The 19910-nt window shown below is 51.8% G+C and carries 20 protein-coding genes and 1 tRNA gene; 15 read left to right on the forward strand and 6 right to left on the reverse strand.

The annotated features are described in order from the left end of the window. The first annotated feature begins 54 nt into the window (after positions 1–54). The 3 genes from efeO (at position 55) to phoH (ending at position 3778) form a co-directional block, all read left to right on the forward strand. Complete coding sequence (efeO, locus tag KI228_RS08875) at positions 55–1182, forward strand: iron uptake system protein EfeO (protein WP_061070252.1); 1128 nt, start codon at positions 55–57, stop codon at positions 1180–1182. A gap of 5 nt (positions 1183–1187) precedes the next feature. Continuing rightward, on the forward strand, positions 1188–2471 hold the full coding sequence (efeB, locus tag KI228_RS08880; protein WP_043001038.1) for an iron uptake transporter deferrochelatase/peroxidase subunit: 1284 nt from the start codon (positions 1188–1190) through the stop codon (positions 2469–2471). A 518-nt stretch (positions 2472–2989) separates the two neighbouring features. After that, positions 2990–3778, forward strand: a complete 789-nt coding sequence (phoH, locus tag KI228_RS08885; RefSeq protein ID WP_043001036.1) for a phosphate starvation-inducible protein PhoH — start codon at positions 2990–2992, stop codon at positions 3776–3778. 317 nt (positions 3779–4095) lie between these two features. Here phoH and KI228_RS08890 read toward each other — a convergent pair. Continuing rightward, positions 4096–4183 (reverse strand) — tRNA-Ser (locus tag KI228_RS08890). Positions 4184–4417: 234 nt separating this feature from the next. Between KI228_RS08890 and ghrA the strand changes: the two genes are divergently transcribed. From ghrA to KI228_RS08910, 4 genes are all read left to right on the forward strand, one after another. Then, positions 4418–5356, forward strand: a complete 939-nt coding sequence (ghrA, locus tag KI228_RS08895; protein ID WP_061070251.1) for a glyoxylate/hydroxypyruvate reductase GhrA — start codon at positions 4418–4420, stop codon at positions 5354–5356. An 86-nt stretch (positions 5357–5442) separates the two neighbouring features. Next, positions 5443–6180, forward strand: coding sequence for a phosphatase (locus KI228_RS08900; protein ID WP_043001034.1), 738 nt, complete (start codon positions 5443–5445; stop codon positions 6178–6180). A gap of 23 nt (positions 6181–6203) precedes the next feature. Beyond that, a complete protein-coding gene (locus KI228_RS08905; RefSeq protein ID WP_043001033.1) occupies positions 6204–6758 on the forward strand; it encodes a TorD/DmsD family molecular chaperone in 555 nt (184 codons plus the stop codon). A gap of 100 nt (positions 6759–6858) precedes the next feature. After that, the gene (locus KI228_RS08910; RefSeq protein ID WP_043001032.1) at positions 6859–7350 is read left to right on the forward strand and encodes a DUF1097 domain-containing protein; all 492 of its coding nucleotides are present in this window, start codon (positions 6859–6861) and stop codon (positions 7348–7350) included. Positions 7351–7382: 32 nt separating this feature from the next. Here KI228_RS08910 and csgG read toward each other — a convergent pair whose 3' ends face one another. Genes csgG through csgD form a run of 4 tightly spaced genes read right to left on the reverse strand, consistent with a single transcriptional unit; the run spans position 7383 to position 9729 of the window. After that, complete coding sequence (gene csgG, locus KI228_RS08915; protein WP_044258051.1) at positions 7383–8216, reverse strand: curli production assembly/transport protein CsgG; 834 nt, start codon at positions 8214–8216, stop codon at positions 7383–7385. Positions 8217–8241: 25 nt separating this feature from the next. Beyond that, on the reverse strand, positions 8242–8658 hold the full coding sequence (gene csgF / locus KI228_RS08920) for a curli production assembly/transport protein CsgF (RefSeq protein ID WP_044258050.1): 417 nt from the start codon (positions 8656–8658) through the stop codon (positions 8242–8244). Positions 8659–8684: 26 nt separating this feature from the next. After that, positions 8685–9074 (reverse strand): curli production assembly/transport protein CsgE, encoded by a 390-nt coding sequence (csgE, locus tag KI228_RS08925; protein WP_044268773.1) that lies wholly within the window; start codon positions 9072–9074, stop codon positions 8685–8687. A 4-nt stretch (positions 9075–9078) separates the two neighbouring features. Next, positions 9079–9729: a biofilm master transcriptional regulator CsgD gene (gene csgD / locus KI228_RS08930; RefSeq protein ID WP_043001028.1), complete on the reverse strand. Its 651-nt coding sequence runs from the start codon at positions 9727–9729 to the stop codon at positions 9079–9081. Positions 9730–10491: 762 nt separating this feature from the next. Between csgD and csgB the strand changes: the two genes are divergently transcribed. The 6 genes from csgB (at position 10492) to KI228_RS08960 (ending at position 14348) form a co-directional block, all read left to right on the forward strand. Beyond that, positions 10492–10947, forward strand: coding sequence for a curli minor subunit CsgB (gene csgB / locus KI228_RS08935; RefSeq protein ID WP_043001954.1), 456 nt, complete (start codon positions 10492–10494; stop codon positions 10945–10947). 40 nt (positions 10948–10987) lie between these two features. Then, the gene (gene csgA / locus KI228_RS08940; protein WP_044258048.1) at positions 10988–11440 is read left to right on the forward strand and encodes a curli major subunit CsgA; all 453 of its coding nucleotides are present in this window, start codon (positions 10988–10990) and stop codon (positions 11438–11440) included. Positions 11441–11500: 60 nt separating this feature from the next. After that, the gene (csgC, locus tag KI228_RS08945; RefSeq protein ID WP_043001026.1) at positions 11501–11833 is read left to right on the forward strand and encodes a curli assembly chaperone CsgC; all 333 of its coding nucleotides are present in this window, start codon (positions 11501–11503) and stop codon (positions 11831–11833) included. A gap of 145 nt (positions 11834–11978) precedes the next feature. Next, positions 11979–12302 carry a type 1 fimbrial protein gene (locus KI228_RS08950; protein ID WP_044266059.1) on the forward strand — a complete coding sequence of 108 codons (324 nt, stop codon included), beginning with the start codon at positions 11979–11981 and terminating at the stop codon, positions 12300–12302. 89 nt (positions 12303–12391) lie between these two features. Beyond that, positions 12392–12925 carry an O-acetyl-ADP-ribose deacetylase gene (gene ymdB / locus KI228_RS08955; protein WP_044266056.1) on the forward strand — a complete coding sequence of 178 codons (534 nt, stop codon included), beginning with the start codon at positions 12392–12394 and terminating at the stop codon, positions 12923–12925. Then, positions 12867–14348 (forward strand): phospholipase D family protein, encoded by a 1482-nt coding sequence (locus tag KI228_RS08960; RefSeq protein ID WP_141227497.1) that lies wholly within the window; start codon positions 12867–12869, stop codon positions 14346–14348. Before ymdB ends, KI228_RS08960 begins: the two co-directional genes overlap by 59 nt. A 14-nt stretch (positions 14349–14362) precedes the next feature. On the opposite strand, the gene mdoC is transcribed toward KI228_RS08960, so the two are convergent. Beyond that, a complete protein-coding gene (gene mdoC, locus KI228_RS08965; protein WP_044266051.1) occupies positions 14363–15523 on the reverse strand; it encodes a glucans biosynthesis protein MdoC in 1161 nt (386 codons plus the stop codon). A gap of 280 nt (positions 15524–15803) precedes the next feature. Here mdoC and mdoG point away from each other — a divergent pair, with 280 nt between their 5' ends. Further along, complete coding sequence (gene mdoG / locus KI228_RS08970; RefSeq protein ID WP_080343312.1) at positions 15804–17339, forward strand: glucans biosynthesis protein MdoG; 1536 nt, start codon at positions 15804–15806, stop codon at positions 17337–17339. Beyond that, positions 17332–19860 (forward strand): glucans biosynthesis glucosyltransferase MdoH, encoded by a 2529-nt coding sequence (gene mdoH / locus KI228_RS08975; protein ID WP_061070249.1) that lies wholly within the window; start codon positions 17332–17334, stop codon positions 19858–19860. The genes mdoG and mdoH overlap by 8 nt, the downstream gene beginning before the upstream one ends. Positions 19861–19910: the final 50 nt, after the last annotated feature.

Raw genomic sequence — 19910 nt, forward strand, 5'->3', positions numbered from 1 at the left:
CTTCGCGACGCAAACTCTTATGTAGTTACAACATACTTATTTAAAGGGATGGTCATGACGAATCACTTTCGCCGTAGTGCGCTGCAGCTTGGCATGGCTGCACTGTTTGCTTCTGCTTTTACTGCCCATGCTGCGGATATTCCGCAGGTTAACGTCACGGTAACGGATAAACAATGTGAGCCGATGAGCATTACGGTTAATGCCGGCAAAACCCAGTTCATCATTCAAAACCACAGTCAGAAAGCGCTGGAATGGGAGATCCTGAAGGGGGTGATGGTGGTTGAAGAACGCGAAAACATCGCGCCGGGATTCAGCCAGAAGATGACTGCCAATCTGCAACCGGGCGAATATGACATGACCTGTGGCCTGCTGACGAACCCGAAAGGGAAGTTGATTGTTAAGGGCAGCGCGACGGCCGATGCCGCGCAGAGTGACGCTTTGCTGAGTCTGGGTGGCGCTATCACCAACTATAAAGCCTATGTGACCGAAGAGACCGCGCAGCTGGTGGCGGGAACTAAAGCCTTCACCGATGCCATTAAGGCGGGCGATCTGGAGAAAGCGAAGTCACTGTATGCGCCAACTCGTCAGCATTACGAACGTATCGAGCCGATTGCTGAGCTGTTCTCCGATCTTGACGGCAGCATCGATGCCCGTGAAGACGATTACGAACAAAAAGCCGCCGACCCGAAATTTACCGGCTTCCACCGTCTGGAAAAAGCGCTGTTTGGCGATAACTCGGTCAAAGGGATGGAGAACTACGCCGATCAGTTAAATACCGACGTTCTGGATCTGCAAAAACGCATCAGTGAATTGGCATTCCCACCGTCAAAAGTGGTTGGCGGTGCAGCAGGACTGATTGAAGAAGTGGCGGCCAGTAAAATCAGCGGCGAGGAAGATCGCTACAGCCATACCGATCTGTGGGATTTCCAGGCGAACGTTGACGGAGCGCAGAAGATCGTAAACCTGCTGCGTCCGCAACTGCAAAAAGAGAACCGCGAGCTGTTAGCAAAAGTGGATGCGAACTTCAAAAAAGTGGATACCATCCTCGCGAAATATCGCACCAAAGACGGTTTTGAGACTTACGATAAACTGACCGATGCAGATCGCAACGCGCTGAAAGGCCCGATTACGACGCTGGCGGAAGATCTCGCGCAATTACGCGGTGTACTGGGTCTGGATTAAGCACCATGCAGCATGATAATAAAAACGGCGTGAGCGAACCGTCACGCAGACGTTTGTTGAAAGGAATGGGCGCGCTCGGCGGCGCGCTGGCGTTGGCCGGCGGTTGTCCGGTCGCCCATGCGCAAAAGCCGCAAAGCGCGCCGGGAACCTTGTCGCCGGATGCTCGTAGCGAGACTCAGCCTTTTTACGGTCCCCATCAGGCGGGTATTTTGACGCCGCAGCAGGCTTCAATGATGCTGGTGGCATTTGACGTTCTGGCATCGGATAAAGGTGAGCTCGAACGATTGTTTCGCCTGCTGACGAAACGTATTGCTTTCCTGACCACTGGCGGCCCGGCACCGGAAACGCCGAACCCGCGAATGCCACCAATGGACTCCGGGATCCTCGGCGCCTTCATCGCGCCGGATAACCTGACCATGACGCTGTCGGTGGGGCATTCGCTGTTCGATACGCGCTTTGGCCTACAGGCGCAGATGCCAAAGACGTTGCAGAAAATGACCCGTTTCCCGAATGACTCTCTGGATGCGGCGTTATGCCATGGCGATGTGTTGCTACAGATTTGCGCTAACACCCAGGACACGGTGATCCATGCCCTGCGCGATATCATCAAACATACGCCGGATTTGCTCAGCGTTCGCTGGAAGCGAGAAGGGTTTATATCCGACCATGCGGCGCGCAGTAAGGGTAAAGAGACTCCGGTCAATTTACTGGGCTTTAAAGACGGTACGGCGAATCCGGACAGCAGCGATGTAAAGCTGATGCAGGACGTGGTGTGGGTGACGGCGGAGCAGGGGGAACCGGCGTGGGCCATTGGCGGATCTTATCAGGCTGTTCGTCTGATTCAGTTTCGCGTCGAATTCTGGGATCGCACGCCGCTCAAAGAGCAGCAAACCATTTTTGGCCGCGATAAGCACACCGGCGCTCCGTTGGGGATGCAGCACGAACATGATGTGCCGGATTACGCCAGCGACCCGGACGGCAACGTCATTGCGCTGGACAGCCACATTCGTCTGGCGAATCCACGCACGGCGCAGACGCAGTCGAGCCTGATGATGCGTCGTGGATACAGCTACTCCCTTGGCGTGACGCCATCCGGACAGCTTGATATGGGATTGCTGTTTGTCTGCTATCAACACGACCTGGAAAAAGGGTTCCTGACCGTGCAGAAGCGGCTAAACGGCGAAGCGCTGGAAGAGTACGTTAAGCCGATTGGCGGCGGCTATTTCTTCGCGCTACCGGGAATCAAGCAGGCCGATCGCTATCTGGGCCAGTCTCTGCTTGAAGCCTGACAGTGATACCCCGTCTGTGGGCGGGGTATGTTGCGTCTCACGCGGCTGAAAATATTCTTTTTTTATATGATCCGTTTTTTGAAATAATTTTGTAATATCTCCGTAAGAGACTGTTGCCAACAGAAATGAGAATTTAGTTAACGTCAGGTAAAAATATTGTTGCGTTATTGCTAAGTTCTGATGTAATTATACGTAATAGCGGTAGTTCCCGGCAGTGATGGTTATTCACTATGGAGATCGCGAATGGTAAAGTCCTCTCGTGGACACGTTTCTGACAGTTTTTGCAGCCTATTACGCGGAAGTCTCTCCTCCGGTAGCCATCTCGTCACCGCTAAATTTCTCTCATTTTCCCCTCTTCTTCGTGTTACTGACGCCATATTCGGTGCGCGTAGCCGTGTGTGGCGTCTATTCGAAAGGCAAGCAATGGCTTACAAGGAAGCCAACCCGCAGATGTTCGTGCGCATAATCGCGCTGCCAACGGCGCGTGTGATGAATACCAACAACTCAAGGTGCTATCCATGGGAAGACAAAAAGCAGTGATCAAAGCTCGTCGTGAAGCAAAACGTGTGCTGAGACGGGACTCACGCAGTCATAAACAGCGTGAAGAAGAATCGGTCACCTCGCTTGTGCAGATGAGTGGCGTAGAAGCGATTGGCATGGCGCGCGACAGTCGCGACGCCACGCCAATCATGGCGCGCAATGAGGCTCAATCGCACTACCTGAATGCTATCGAGAGTAAACAACTGATTTTCGCTACGGGCGAAGCCGGGTGTGGCAAAACCTGGATCAGTGCGGCAAAAGCAGCAGAGGCCCTGATACATAAAGATGTAGACAGGATCATTGTCACCCGTCCAGTTCTGCAGGCTGATGAAGATCTCGGCTTCTTACCTGGAGATGTATCGGAGAAGTTTGCTCCCTATTTCCGGCCGGTTTATGACGTGCTGGTTAAACGACTCGGGGCATCTTTTATGCAGTATTGCCTGCGACCTGAAATCGGTAAGGTGGAAATCGCGCCGTTCGCCTACATGCGCGGACGTACATTTGAAAATGCAGTGGTCATTCTTGACGAGGCTCAGAACGTCACTGCTGCGCAAATGAAGATGTTTTTAACGCGCCTCGGGGAGAATGTGACGGTAATCGTCAACGGGGACATTACCCAGTGCGATTTACCCCCTCATGTTCAGTCAGGGCTCAGTGACGCGCTGGCCCGCTTTAAAGAAGATGAAATGATAGGGATTGTTCGCTTCAATAAAGATGATTGCGTTCGCTCGGCGCTCTGCCAACGAACGCTGAATGCGTACAGTTAAGTTAGCAATCTTTGTGCTCAGAGCCCGGGAAAACCGGGCTTTGTTTTTTAGGCGAATGTCACATAGGGTGGTGAGGGAGATTGACTGGCTGCGCCCGTTGTCGACCCCCGGTCGGGGATTCTCATCCCCCCATTGGGGAATATAAAAGAAAAGAGCCGATACATAAGTACCGGCTCTTATCTGAAATATGGCGGTGAGGGGGGGATTGACTCGCTTCGCTCGCCCGTTGTCGACCCCCGGTCGGGGATTCTCATCCCCCCATTGAGGAATATAAAAGAAAAGAGCCGATACATAAGTACCGGCTCTCATCTGAAATATGGCGGTGAGGGGGGGATTCGAACCCCCGATACGTTGCCGTATACACACTTTCCAGGCGTGCTCCTTCAGCCACTCGGACACCTCACCATATTGTTGTTCCTCAACGACTGGAACGGGCGCTAATTTAGGGAAATACGCCGCCTGCGTCAATCAACTTTTCCAAAAAATCGTGCGTTTATACAAACTTCAAGCAACCTGTAGGTTAATTAGGCGAAAACTGCTTTTTTTGCCAGCGCCAGCGAATTTGCTATGCTGATGATCCCTTTGAAAACGATGATAATAAGTGCGAAAAATTCCGCACAACAACCCGCAGGAGTCAATATGGATATCATTTTCTATCACCCTACGTTTGATACCCCCTGGTGGATCGCTGCCCTGGAAAAGGCTATTCCGCGTGCCAGAGTCCGGGAGTGGAAGCAGGGCGATACCGATCCGGCAGATTATGCGCTGGTCTGGCATCCACCGGTAGAAATGTTGGAAGGGCGTAAACTTAAGGCGGTGTTCGCACTTGGGGCGGGTGTAGATTCGATCCTGAGCAAACTGAAAGCCCATCCCACGATGCTGGATCCTGCCATTCCTCTCTTTCGTCTCGAAGATACCGGTATGGGCTTGCAGATGCAGGAATACGCGGTCAGTCAGGTGCTGCACTGGTTCCGCCGTTTTGATGATTACCAGGCGCTAAAAAACGAGAGCCAATGGCGACCGCTGCCGGAATATACGCGCGAGGCGTTTACCGTGGGAATAATGGGGGCTGGCGTACTGGGCGCGAAAGTGGCTGAAAGTTTGCAGGCCTGGGGTTTCCCGCTGCGCTGCTGGAGTCGCAGTCGTAAAACCTGGCCAGGCGTTGAGAGTTTCGCTGGCACTGAAGAGTTAGGCGCATTCCTTAGCCAGACTCGTGTGTTGATAAATCTGCTGCCCAATACGGCGGAAACGGTCGGCATTATCAATGGCAAACTGCTTGACCAACTGCAGGATGGGGCGTATCTGCTGAATCTCGCGCGTGGCGTGCACGTTAATGAAGATGATCTGCTCGCCGCACTGAACAGTAATAAACTCAAAGGGGCGATGCTGGATGTCTTCAGCCGTGAACCGCTGCCAGCGGATAGTCCGCTGTGGAAACATCCGCGTGTGGCGATGACGCCGCATATTGCGGCAGTCACGCGTCCTGCTGAAGCCGTCGCCTATATTTCCCGCACGATTTCGCATCTGGAAAACGGCGAAGCGGTGACCGGGCAGGTCGACCGTCAGCGCGGTTACTAAGGGAAACCCGGCATCTGCCGGGTTTCGACTAATAAACGCAGGCGATTCCTGCTATCCTTGTCGAAAAATGACCACAGGAGAGAGACATGTATCCCGTTGACCTGCATATGCATACCGTCGCCAGCACCCATGCTTATAGTACTCTGAGCGATTACATCGCCCAGGCGAAGCGTCAGGGACTGAAACTGTTCGCAATTACCGATCACGGTCCGGACATGGCGGATGCTCCACACCACTGGCATTTCATCAATATGCGTATCTGGCCGCGCGTGGTGGATGGGGTCGGGATCCTGCGAGGCATTGAGGCAAATATCAAAAATATCGAAGGTGAAATCGACTGTACCGGGCCGATGCTCACCTCACTGGATCTGATCATCGCGGGCTTCCATGAGCCGGTTTTCGCCCCCCACGATGAAGCCACCAATACGCAGGCGATGATCGCCACCATGGCGAGCGGCGTTGTGCATATCATTAGCCACCCTGGAAACCCGAAGTATCCCGTTGATATCACGGCAATTGCTGAGGCTGCGGCAAAATACAATGTTGCACTGGAGATTAACAACTCTTCCTTCCTTCATTCACGCAAAGGCAGTGAAGCAAACTGTCGCGCGGTAGCGGCAGCGGTACGCGATGCTGGCGGCTGGGTGGCGTTGGGTTCAGATTCTCATACCGCCTTTACAATGGGCGATTTCGGTGAGTGTCTGAAAATTATCGAAGAAGTGAATTTCCCGGAAGATCGTATTTTGAACGTGACCCCGAAGCGATTACTCAATTTCCTGGAATCACGCGGAATGGCGCCGATTCCTGAATTTGCTGAACTTTAACTACCACGAGCTGGAATATTTTGATGAACGAGTTTTCAATCCTGTGCCGCGTACTGGGATCGCTGTATTACCGTCAACCGCAGGATCCTTTGCTGGTTCCGCTTTTTACCCTAATTCGCGAGGGTAAACTCCAGGCGAGCTGGCCGCTTGAGCAAGATGAACTGTTAGCGCGTCTGCAGAAAAGCTGTGATATGACCCCGTTGGCGGCGGATTACAACGCGCTGTTTGTCGGTGCGGAGTGCGCGGTGCCACCGTATCGCAGCGCGTGGGTGGAAGGGGCGACAGAATCAGAAGTGCGCTCCTTCCTTTCTGCACGGGGTATGCCGCTTGGCGAAACGCCAGCCGATCATATTGGTACGTTGCTGCTGGCCGCCTCCTGGCTGGAAGATCAGTCTGCGGAGGATGAAAGCGAGGCGCAGGAAACTCTGTTCGCGGACTACATCATTCCGTGGTGTGATACCTTCCTCGGTAAAGTGGAAGCGCACGCCGCAACCCCTTTCTGGCGAACGATGGCGCCGTTAACACGCGATGCCATTGGCGCGATGTGGGATGAACTGGAAGAAGAGACTGATGAATAATTGTGATACGCATCACTTTTGTATGCAACTTGATTCAATCATTGCATAAATTGTGTGCGTGATCTCATTCATATTGTCGTTTTCTGCTATCATGCGCGGCATGAACATACTTCTTTCCATTGCAATCACAACGGGCATTCTCTCCGGTATCTGGGGATGGGTGGCCGTGTCTCTTGGCTTACTCAGTTGGGCTGGCTTTTTAGGCTGTACCGCCTATTTCGCCTGTCCGCAGGGTGGGTTAAAGGGGTTGGCCATTTCGGCCTCCACGCTGTTGAGCGGCGTGGTGTGGGCGTTGGTCATTATTTACGGTAGCGCGTTGACGCCGCATCTCGAACTGGTGGGTTATGTGATTACCGGCGTGGTGGCCTTCCTGATGTGTATCCAGGCAAAGCAAGTTTTACTGTCATTTGTGCCAGGCACATTTATCGGTGCATGCGCCACGTTTGCCGGGCAGGGAGACTGGAAACTGGTCTTGCCTTCACTGGCGGTCGGTTTGCTCTTTGGCTATGCCATGAAAAATAGTGGACTGTGGCTGGCGGCCCGGCGAGAAAGACACAGTACGCGAACCGTTGCGGAAAATAAAAAAGCGTGAGGAAATCCTCACGCTTTTTTTTATCCTGATCATCAGGATTCCGGCGGTACCGACATATGACGATATTTCACCAGAATGTCGTTCTGGCGATCGGCTTTATTCTGCAAATCCCACAACCCACGATCGATACCATCGTTGATGAGGAAGATGACGCCCGTCTCAATGGCGGACATCAGGCACAACATCACCGGTTCGTTGGAAGTGTAGCCAATTTCACCTTCCAACAGTCTCTGATAATCGATAAAGCGGAACACCCCAGCCTGCACTTCATAAGACAGAATGGTTTTACTGGTGTTGACCGAGGAGAGGATCTCACCGGTGCTGACGTTGACTACGCGCAGGTTCACCGCAATCTGGTCAAGCTGGTATTGCGTGTCTGCGCCGATACCGAAGTAACGCGCACCGACGCCGCCGGATTTCACGTTACTTTCGTAGCCGATAATCGACCCTTCAACCATGATGTTTGCCGCCGTCAGCGACTGTAGCGGGATTCGGTTGTTGATGGCGACAGTCCCGTTTTCCTGAGCGGCACGAATGATCTTACGTTCATTCAGCAAGTTTTGCAGTCCCTGGCGCTCCAGTGGAACAAACCAGCGGGAATCTTTCAGTGCGGTGACCAGCATCGCAGTGGCGCTTTGTGGGACGGCTGTTGAGAAGTTACTGGCCGGGTAGGGTTTAAACTGCCCGGTTTCATCCTGAATGTTATACACCGAGACAAAAATTTTACCCGTTGGAATCGGTAAATGCGTTAAATCCTTATAACTTTGCGCACGGGGCATTAAGGTCGGTTTAGCGGCTTCTTTTGGCGGGGCGGTTAAGCATCCGCTCAGTAAAATGACGGCGACGAATACAAGTAAGCGCTGCATGATGATTGTCCTTACGTGGCGGTACTTAGAAATCGGTAGATTGCGACTGTAAACCCGACACTTCGATCGTCGATGTTTTGCCCGTTTTCCTGTCCGTGACGTTTAGCTGCAACTGACCATCCCGGTTAGCAATGTCCACAATGAAATCATTGGTCACCATCCTGCCGGGTTTCCCCGTGTTAATATTGGTCAACAGCCCACCTAATATTTGTGACTGAATGGCCTGAGTGAAGTTATCCAACGCGGAGGGAGTTTCAATTCCGTAATCGTCGTTATAACTGGGATCTTTATAAGAGTTTTGCGCCTGGGCGCTATTCAGTAAAAAAGAACCGTTATTGGGGTTTCCACCAAAGTTAGGGTTACGGAACTGGAAGGTCATATTTCCGGCCCAACTTAATGGCGAAATAAGCATGAGTACTACTACTGCATGTTTGACACGCATTACAGCCTCCGGACAAAAATCATTTTTTAGAATTCGTCATGCGTTAAATCGCCGGTGCTCAATAGCGTTTTATCTATTTGCCGTCGGTTTAAGGCATCCTCAGTTTGTGCCAGCGCGAAGACAACAGTTTTTTCGAAGTCTCTTTTCGTTGGAAATAAAAAAGTCTGGAATATAACGTCCTGATTAACCGTTATTGTGATCCAACTTCCCCAACGTGCACTGGGTCGCTCATTGATGGTCAAATTGCCTGGATAATCACTTTCCCATTTGTCGCTAAACGCACGATAAAAATCGTGGCCAATAGACGAAACCGTGTGGTCAGTTAAGAGCCCAGGAACTTCAACTTCTACAGCCAGCGTCGTGCTGGCAGCGAACAGCAACTGCGCCGCTGCAAGCCAGGTTAAATAGCGTTTCATGGCGTTATCGCCTGAGGTTATCATTTGCCCACGAAACCGCCTGGGTACGGTTTTTGACAGCTATCTTTTTGAAAAGATTATAAAGATGCGTTTTGACCGTGTTTTCACTGATAAACAGTGAACGTGCGATTTCGATATTAGAGGCGCCGATACGCAGCTTATTCAGGATCTCTTTTTCGCGATGAGTCAGGAGGGCTGACTCACTGCTGTTGTAGCGATAATTACCTGAGTGAGTGATCAGATAACTGGCCAGTTTCTGTGAGAAGTAACATTCTCCCCGCAGGATCCCTTGCAAACCGTTTACGACACGCTCTTCGTCATCCGCTACGTAAAAAACGCCATTGATATGCGGCCAGTTTTCAATATCCCGGTAGGGATAATCATCAGGCGTGTTCAACAATAACGTCTTTAAATTATTGTTTTTCCGACTTAAGTTATCCTGCCAGTAATGGATGAGCTTTTTATCCGCTTCCATCATATCGACTAAAACAATGCAGCTGGAGGAGATATCATCCAGAGAACGCTGAATATTATGCAGTTTTCCGGAGAGGGCCAGAGATTGTTTTAAATGCTGCAATAATGCTGTAGCTTGCAGGGATGGTTTGGTGATCAACAATAATGTATGACCATGAATACTATGGAATTCATTAAACATGATGAAACCCCACTTTTTTAGTCGCACATCTGACAGTTGCCTGCAGAAATGAGGCACCAGAAGTACTGACAGATGTTGCACTGCTGTGTGTAGTAAAATAAGAATCAGCCCGAACGGGGCAAATATTAATACAAATGAACTACAACTGATTTCAATCTAGCCATTACAAATCTTAAAGCAAGTGTTAAACATGTAACAGAATGTAAAAATATATATTAATTTATTATCTTAAGGCTTTTTTTAAGTTTAGATTTGATAGTAAAGTTGTACATCCAGCCTTTACTGCACAGATTTAAAAAATCATACAAATTATATTAATTAATTGAATTTAAAGTAATAAACACTATTCTCTCTGGTACTTCATCGGTGTGGGAATTGCTCAGTGATGACATTCGCCGGCGTCGTGCATTTTGATGACGAAAAAAACGAGCCTTGTCACGACTTGCTCATCTCTCTCTTCTTCGAGCGTACAACATAGCCTGGAAAGTCCACTTTACAGCCTGCTGACTGACGGCGAGAAAAAGCACGACCGATAATCATGAAGAAAATAAAATAAGCGCAAATAACAGGCTATTCCTGCCCTGTTTAGTACTTTGGTGTGAGCGAAAATATAAAAATACCACTGGCGGGTGAGTTATTTAAAATGTTTCCGCAGACATACTCTTCATCGTAACGCGACGTTAACAAATTACGTTTAGCGTTAACAGGCAAATTGATGAGAACGTTATTTTCTCGATGTGCGACCAGGTCCAGGGTGACAACATGAAAAACAAATTGTTATTTATGATGTTAACAGTACTGGGTGCGCCTGGAATTGCTTCCGCAACAAGTTATGATTTAGCGCATTCCGAATATAACTTTGCGGTAAATGAATTAAGTAAGTCTTCATTTAATCAGGCAGCCATTATTGGTCAAGTGGGCACGAATAATAGTGCAAAGATACGCCAGGAGGGCTCTAAACTTTTGTCGGTAGTTTCACAAGAAGGTGGAAGTAACCGGGCCAAAGTTGACCAATCAGGAGCTTATAATTTTGCGTATGTTGCTCAGTCGGGTCATTCCAATGATGCCAGTATATCGCAAAGTAATTACGGTAATACTGCGATGATTATCCAGAAAGGTTCTGGAAATAAAGCAAATATTACTCAGTATGGTACGCAAAAAACAGCAGTTGTAGTGCAGAGACAGTCGCAAATGGCAATTCGCGTTATTCAACGCTAATCCATTGACGACGCTTAAATCAATCCGATGGGGGTTTACCATGAAACTTTTACAAGTGGCAGCATTTGCAGCAATCGTGGTTTCTGGCAGTGCTCTGGCTGGTTCTGTTCCGCAATGGGGCGGCGGCGGCGGTGGCGGCGGCGGGAGCAGTTCCGGCCCGGAATCGACCCTGAGCATTTATCAGTCAGGGGTCAACAACGCCGCGCTTGCGCTGCAAAGCGACGCTCGTAAATCTGATACGACCATTCATCAGAATGGCTTTGGTAACGGCGCCGACGTGGGCCAGGGCTCAGATAACAGCACCATCGATCTGACTCAAAACGGCTTCAAAAACAACGCCACCATCGATCAGTGGAACGGCAAAAATTCGGACATTACTGTGAGCCAGTATGGTGGACATAACGCCGCGCTGGTGAACCAGACTGCGTCCGATTCCAGCGTTCTTGTGCATCAGGTTGGTTTTGGCAACAACGCCACCGCTAATCAGTACTAATTCAGTTTATGTGCTGACGATAAACAGGGCGAAAGCCCTGTTTTTTTTCGGGAGGACATCATGAACACCTTATTACTCCTTGCGGCGCTCTCTAATCAGATAACGTTTGCAACCACCCAGCAAGGCGACATTTACACGATTACGCCGCAGGTCACCCTGACACAACCCTGTGTGTGCCAGGTGCAGATTTTAGCCCTTCGTGACGGTGTGGCGGGGCAAAGTCAGTCACGACAGAAAAAGACCCTGTCTCTACCCGCTAATCAGGCCATTGATTTGACCAGACTCAGTTTAAATATCTCTGCACAAGACACCGTCAAAATCGTGGTTACGGTTTCTGACGGCCAGTCTCTGCATTTATCGCAACAGTGGCCGCCCTCTGTGAAATCGTCATAACTGACTGACAATTAATGCGTCGATGCTGGCAGAAGCGAGGTGGCTGAACTATGAATAGAGTGACGCGGAATGCGTGACTCCCGGGCCTGTCGCCGTCAGGGAATACATCACCCCTCAAGGATGAATACTCATTGAGGAAAGCATCATGCTGTTATCTGTCACGCGTAAAACAAGCCTTCCGCTGCTCGCGCTTCTTGCCCTGTTTTCTTTTACCGCAATGGCGGATGCGGGAGGACAGGGCGGGGTGATTCACTTCACCGGTCAAATCGTAGAACCGCCCTGCAATGTGAGTCTGGAGCAACAGCGCCTTGCAATGTCGTGCTATAACACGGGGCGCACGCAAACCCGCTATTACTCACCCCAGGAACTGCTAAAAGCACCACAGCACTTCAAACAGATCGCCGCAGTTAACTTGCACTATCTGGATGAGAAGAAAAAACTGGCGGTGATGAACATCAGCTACCGCTAAACAGGTCATTCAGACAAACAGACGAAAAAAGCGATTTCAGGGTATCCCCTGCTGTACACTTACAGAATAGAGTGACGCAAGGAGGTTCTATGGAATCGCGTATTCATGTTATCCAGGGGGATATCACCACAGTCGTGGTTGATGTCATCGTCAATGCCGCAAACGCCTCGCTGATGGGGGGCGGAGGTGTTGATGGGGCAATCCATCGCGCTGCGGGCCCCGCCTTACTGGAAGCCTGCATGAAAGTCAGACAGCAGCAGGGCGAGTGCCCGACGGGCCATGCGGTGATCACGCTTGCCGGAAACCTCCCCGCTAAAGCGGTCATTCATACCGTCGGCCCGGTCTGGCGTGGCGGCGAGCATAACGAAGCGCAACTGCTACAGGATGCGTACGTTAATAGCCTGAATCTGGCGCTGGCCAATGGCTACGCGTCCATTGCCTTTCCGGCAATCAGTACCGGAGTTTACGGCTATCCGCGAGCCGCCGCCGCAGAAATTGCGCTAAAAACCGTTTCGGAATTTATTACCCGCCGCGCTTTGCCTGAGCAGATATACTTTGTCTGTTATGATGACGAAACAACCCGACTCTACCAGCGTCTACTTACCCAACAAGGCGATGAATGAGCTGACTCGCCTCGCCCGCGCCACGCGTCCTCTGTGCGACAATCACCCCGGAGAGTGCGGCATTCTTGCGCTCGATAACAGTCTGGACGCCTTTGCCGCCCGTTACCGGCTGGCGGAAATGGCGGAGCGCACGCTGGATGTTCAGTACTATATCTGGGAAGACGACATGTCCGGGCGACTGCTGTTCGCTGTTCTTCTGGCGGCGGCGAAACGTGGTGTCCATGTGCGCCTGTTGCTTGATGACAACAACACGCCAGGGCTGGATGACACTCTGCAACTGCTCGATGCCCATCCCAACATTGAAGTTCGCCTGTTTAATCCTTTCTCTTTTCGCATGCTACGGATGCTGGGTTATCTGACCGATTTCGCCAGGCTAAACCGACGGATGCATAACAAAAGCTATACCGCAGACGGTGTTGTCACCCTGGTAGGCGGGCGAAACATTGGCGATGCCTATTTTGGCGCGGGCGAGGAGCCGCTGTTCTCCGATCTGGACGTGATGGCCATCGGACCCGTCGTCAGGGAGGTTGCTGAGGATTTTGAACGCTACTGGCATTGCGCGTCGGTTTCGACGTTGAAATCGGTACTGGCACTTTCCGAGCAAGAGATCACCGAACGCATTGAGCTACCCGACGCCTGGTACAACGATCCCATCACCCGTCGATATCAGCATAAACTGAAAACCAGCCCGTTTATGACCCATCTCGATCGCGGAACGCTACCGCTTATCTGGGCGAAGACCCGGCTGTTAAGTGACGATCCCTTAAAAGGCCAGGGGAAAGCGCAGCGCCACTCTATACTGCCACAACGACTGTTTGACGTGATGGGTTCGCCGACGGAGCGGATTGACATTATTTCTGCCTATTTTGTCCCGACCCGTGCAGGCGTCGCGCAGTTGCTGAAACTGGTGCGTAAAGGCGTCAAAATTGCGATTCTCACCAATTCATTAGCCGCCAATGATGTCGCGGTGGTACATGCCGGATATGCGCGCTGGCGGAAGAAACTACTGCGTTATGGTGTCGAGCTCTATGAACTGAAGCCGACGCGTGAACGTCAGGTGGTACTGCACGACAGGGGGCTTACGGGGAACTCCGGTTCCAGCCTGCATGCCAAAACGTTCAGTATTGACGGGCGTAAGGTGTTTATTGGTTCACTGAATTTTGATCCCCGTTCCACGTTGCTGAACACGGAAATGGGATTTGTGATTGAAAGCGAGACGCTGGCGACGCTTATCCATAACCGGTTCATTGAGAGTCAACGCGATGCGGCCTGGCAATTACGCCTCGATCGCTGGGGGCGAATTAACTGGGTGGATCGGCAGCAGGACGAAGAACTGGTGTTAAAAAAAGAACCCGCCACAGGATTCTGGAAGCGGGTTCTGGTGCGACTGGCGACGCTATTGCCTGTCGAGTGGCTGCTTTAACGTGGTCGCAGGCATTAGCCGGTCACTTTTTTGCTTTGTTCCTGTCTGACCGGCGGTTTGCCGGAGAACAGGAATTTAAGCAGCGGAATGCGCAAATGAATCTCATACAATACCAGTGCGATGCCAACCACAAAGATCAGCCCGCAGATAAAGCCCAACAGATTCGAGGTAATATGTGGCGTAATATAGGCGCCGAAAAACAGTGTTAACGGATGGTGTACCAGATAAATAAACAGTGACGCATTCACAAAATAGGTGACGCGGGCTGACTGGAAATTGAGTAAACGGTGGCCGAGAGAAAACACTACATTGACCATCCATAATCCTAGCACCATGGTGATGACATATTCCGTTTCGTACATCCATGCATCGCCACTGCCGTAGCGCTGATTCAGCAAATAGGCGATGAAAGCGAAAGCCGCCGCCAGCGTACATCCCCGGGAAGGGGTGGTGAAAAGCGCTTTAAGCTCAGGTGAGATAAAGGCCAGCGCACCCAACATAAAGAAAGGCACATAAAAGAGCGTTTGCATCACCACGAAATTAAACAAGCCGTCGCTAAGAATGGGTGGGTAAACAATGAACAGCGTCCGCCGTATCACCGCATAACCTATACCCAGTAAGAAAAAGATGAGCGTCAGTTTGCCCATCGACACGGCGGCCAGCCGTTTTTTTTCCGCTCTTTCCAGGTTTTTTCGCATCCGGGTAAATAACCACAGACTGACGGTTGTTAATACCACCAGAACCAGTAAAAACCACAGATGAGAAATTAATTCCCAGGCCAGCGTGTTGTATTTTTCATACAGTGAAAGCGTTTGCCAACTGTCGGCTTTTCCTTTGACGTATTGCAGCATAATAAATTGCGGCAATGTCAGCAGGGGAATAGCCGTAAGCATCGGAATGCCTACGCGCTCAACGCGTACTTTCCACCAGCGTTTCAATGGATAACGCAGGAATAACATGTACGAAAAATAACCGGAAATAACGAAAAAGACCTGCATCCGGAATGAATGGATAAAATCGTTAAACAGAGTCAGCCACCATGAGGGCTCGGCGCTGTTCACATGCCAGGTATGGCCGGAATAGATCAATGAGATATGGAAGGGAATACCCAACAACATCAGCCAGGCGCGGATGGAGTCAAGAAAATATTCACGCTGTGCGGGTACGGGATTCATAAAGGTTTTCGTATTCTCAGATTCTCAGACTAATCGTCTTATCGGTAAGGCGTTTACTCGTTACAGTCGGTGGCAACCCTACACCAAGTACAACGACCTGTCTCCAGGATAAGCACGCAAAGTGAAAAAGGGCCCGGCGAGGCGTCTAAACCATGAGCCAGCGTGCTGAACAATGCAGGGATTCAGTTGTCCTAATGCCTGATTATCCATTAAAATAGATCGGATCGATATAAGCACACAAAGGGGGAAGTGCTTACTAATTATGAAACATAAACCACAAATGATGAAAATGCGTTGGTTGGGTGCGGCAGTTATGTTAACGCTGTACACGTCGTCGGCCTGGGCCTTCTCCATCGATGATGTTGCAAAGCAAGCTCAATCCTTAGCCGGTAAAGGCTATGAGGCGCCAAAAAGTAACTTGCCCTCCGTTTTCCGCGACATGAAATATGCGGACTATCAGCAGATCCAGTTTAATCGCGACAAAGCATACTGGAGCAATCTCAAGACCCCATTCAAGCTCGAGTTCTACCACCAGGGTATGTACTTCGACACGCCGGTCAAAATCAATGAAGTCACGGCAACTACGGTTAAAAGAATCAAATACAGCCCGGACTACTTCAATTTCGGCGACGTTCAGCATGATAAAGACACGGTAAAAGATCTCGGCTTTGCGGGTTTCAAAGTGTTGTACCCGATCAACAGCAAAGACAAAAACGATGAAATCGTCAGCATGCTTGGCGCAAGCTACTTCCGCGTCCTGGGGGCCGGTCAGGTGTATGGCCTTTCTGCGCGCGGTCTGGCTATTGATACCGCGCTGCCTTCAGGTGAAGAATTTCCCCGCTTCCGTGAGTTCTGGATCGAACGTCCAAAACCAACTGACAAGCGCCTGACGATTTATGCCTTACTGGACTCTCCGCGTGCGACCGGGGCCTATCGTTTTGTGATAATTCCTGGGCGTGACACCGTTGTCGACGTGCAGTCGAAAGTCTACCTGCGTGATAAGGTCGGTAAACTGGGCGTGGCGCCGTTAACCAGTATGTTCCTGTATGGGCCAAACCAGCCTTCACCGGCGACGAACTATCGTCCGGAACTGCATGACTCCAACGGTTTGTCGATTCATGCCGGCAACGGTGAATGGATCTGGCGTCCGCTGAATAACCCGAAACACCTCGCGGTGAGCAGTTTTGCGATGGAAAACCCGCAAGGGTTTGGTCTGCTCCAGCGCGGCCGTCAGTTCTCTCGCTTTGAAGATCTCGACGACCGTTACGATCTGCGCCCAAGCGCCTGGATTACACCGAAAGGCGAGTGGGGCAAGGGTAAGATTGAACTGGTTGAAATCCCGACCAATGACGAAACCAACGATAACATCGTCGCTTACTGGACGCCGGATCAACTGCCTGAGCCTGGCAAAGAGATGAACTTTAAATACACCCTGACGTTCAGCCGCGATGAAGACAAACTTCATGCGCCGGATAACGCCTGGGTGCAGCAGACGCGTCGTTCAACCGGCGATGTCAAACAGTCTAATCTCATTCGCCAGCCTGACGGCACGATCGCCTTCGTGGTGGACTTCACCGGCACGGACATGAAAAAACTGCCGCAGGATACCCCGGTCACCGCGCAAACCAGCATTGGCGACAACGGCGAGATCGTGGAAACAACAGTCCGTTACAACCCGATCACCAAAGGTTGGCGTATGACGATGCGCGTGAAAGTGAAAGATGTGAAGAAAACCACTGAAATGCGTGCGGCATTAGTCAATGCCGATCAGACGTTGAGTGAAACCTGGAGCTACCAGTTACCTGCCAATGAATAAGACAACTGAGTACATTGACGCCATGCCGCTCTCGGAGATCGAGAAAGCGGCATTGCCGACAACTGACATCCGCGCAGTGCATGCAGCGCTGGATGCCGAGCATCGCCGTTACTCGCGAGAAGACGATTCACCGCAGGGTTCTGTCAAAGCGCGTCTGCAACAAGCCTGGCCAGACTCGCTGGGCGAAGGGCAGTTGATCAAAGATGACGAAGGGCGCGATCAGCTTCAGGCAATGCCTAAAGCCAAACGTTCTTCGATGTTTCCCGATCCCTGGCGCACCAACCCGGTTGGGCGTTTCTGGGATCGTCTGCGTGGACGTGACGTTACGCCGCGCTATCTCGCGCGTCTGACGAAAGAAGAACAGGAAAGCGAGCAGAAGTGGCGTACCGTTGGCACCCTTCGTCGCTATACGCTGCTGCTGCTGACGCTGGCGCAGACGGTCGTCGCGACCTGGTACATGAAGACGATTCTGCCGTATCAGGGCTGGGCGCTGATCAATCCGGCGGATATGGTTGGGCAGGACCTGTGGGTCTCCTTCATGCAGTTGCTGCCGTACATGCTGCAAACCGGTATTTTGATCCTCTTTGCGGTGCTGTTCTGCTGGGTTTCCGCCGGGTTCTGGACCGCGTTGATGGGCTTCCTGCAACTGCTGATTGGTCGCGATAAGTACAGTATTTCGGCGTCAACGGTCGGTGACGAACCGCTGAATCCGCAGCACCGTACCGCGCTGATTATGCCTATCTGTAACGAAGACGTTGATCGTGTTTTTGCTGGCCTGCGCGCGACATGGGAATCAGTAAAAGCGACCGGCAACGGCGAACATTTCGATGTCTATATTCTTAGCGACAGCTACAACCCCGATATCTGCGTTGCTGAACAAAAGGCGTGGATGGAGCTGATTGCTGAAGTGCAGGGCGAAGGACAGATTTTCTATCGCCGTCGTCGCCGTCGTGTGAAGCGTAAAAGCGGTAACATTGATGACTTCTGCCGTCGCTGGGGCAGCCAGTACAGTTACATGGTGGTGCTGGATGCTGACTCGGTGATGACCGGTGAGTGTCTGAGTGGTCTGGTGCGTCTGATGGAAGCGAACCCGAACGCCGGGATCATTCAGTCATCGCCGAAGGCGTCCGGCATGGACACCTTGTATGCGCGCTGTCAGCAGTTTGCGACGCGCGTATACGGGCCGCTGTTCACCGCCGGTTTACACTTCTGGCAGTTGGGTGAGTCCCATTACTGGGGGCACAACGCCATCATCCGCGTGAAGCCGTTCATTGAGCACTGTGCGCTGGCGCCGCTGCCGGGTGAAGGCTCTTTCGCCGGTTCCATCCTGTCGCACGACTTCGTGGAAGCGGCGTTGATGCGTCGAGCCGGGTGGGGCGTGTGGATTGCTTACGATCTGCCCGGTTCCTATGAAGAACTGCCGCCGAACCTGCTGGATGAGCTGAAGCGTGACCGTCGCTGGTGTCATGGCAACCTGATGAACTTCCGTCTGTTCCTTGTAAAAGGGATGCACCCGGTTCACCGCGCCGTGTTCCTGACCGGGGTGATGTCTTATCTCTCCGCGCCGTTGTGGTTTATGTTCCTCGCGCTGTCGACCGCATTGCAGGTAGTCCATGCGCTTACCGAGCCGCAATACTTCCTGCAACCGCGCCAGCTGTTTCCGGTCTGGCCGCAGTGGCGTCCTGAACTGGCGATAGCCCTGTTTGCCTCGACAATGGTGCTGCTGTTCCTGCCGAAGTTGCTGAGTATTCTGCTCATCTGGTGTAAAGGCACCAAAGAGTACGGTGGTTTTATTCGCGTAACGCTGTCGCTGCTGCTGGAGGTGTTGTTCTCCGTCTTGCTGGCGCCGGTGCGTATGTTGTTCCACACCGTCTTCGTGGTGAGCGCCTTCCTGGGCTGGGAAGTGGTGTGGAACTCGCCGCAGCGTGACGATGACTCTACGCCGTGGGGCGAAGCGTTTATGCGTCATGGTTCGCAACTGCTGCTGGGTCTGGTATGGGCGGTCGGTATGGCGTGGCTGGATCTGCGTTTCCTGTTCTGGCTGGCACCGATTGTCTTCTCGCTAATCCTGTCACCGTTTGTTTCGGTGATCTCCAGCCGTTCAACGGTCGGTTTGCGTACCAAACGCTGGAAGCTGTTCCTGATCCCGGAAGAATATTCGCCGCCGCAGGTGCTGGTGGATACCGACAAGTATCTGGTGATGAACCGCAACCGCTCGCTTGACGATGGCTTCATGCACGCGGTGTTTAACCCATCGTTTAACGCGCTGGCCACTGCGATGGCGACGGCACGTCACCGTGCAAGCCAGGTACTGGAGATTGCCCGCGATCGTCACGTTGAGCAGGCGCTGAACGAGACCCCGGAAAAACTGAATCGCGACCGTCGTCTGGTACTGCTAAGCGATCCGGTGACGATGGCGCGTTTGCACTATCGTGTCTGGAATTCGCCAGAGAAGTATTCATCGTGGGTGAGTTATTATCAGGGTATCACCCTGAACCCACAGACGCTGAAGACGCCGTAAGCGCCACCCGGCGAAATCATCTGAATAATACCGGCTTGCGCCGGTATTTT

The sequence above is a fragment of the Citrobacter amalonaticus genome (genome assembly GCF_018323885.1).
GTDB lineage: Bacteria > Pseudomonadota > Gammaproteobacteria > Enterobacterales > Enterobacteriaceae > Citrobacter_A > Citrobacter_A amalonaticus.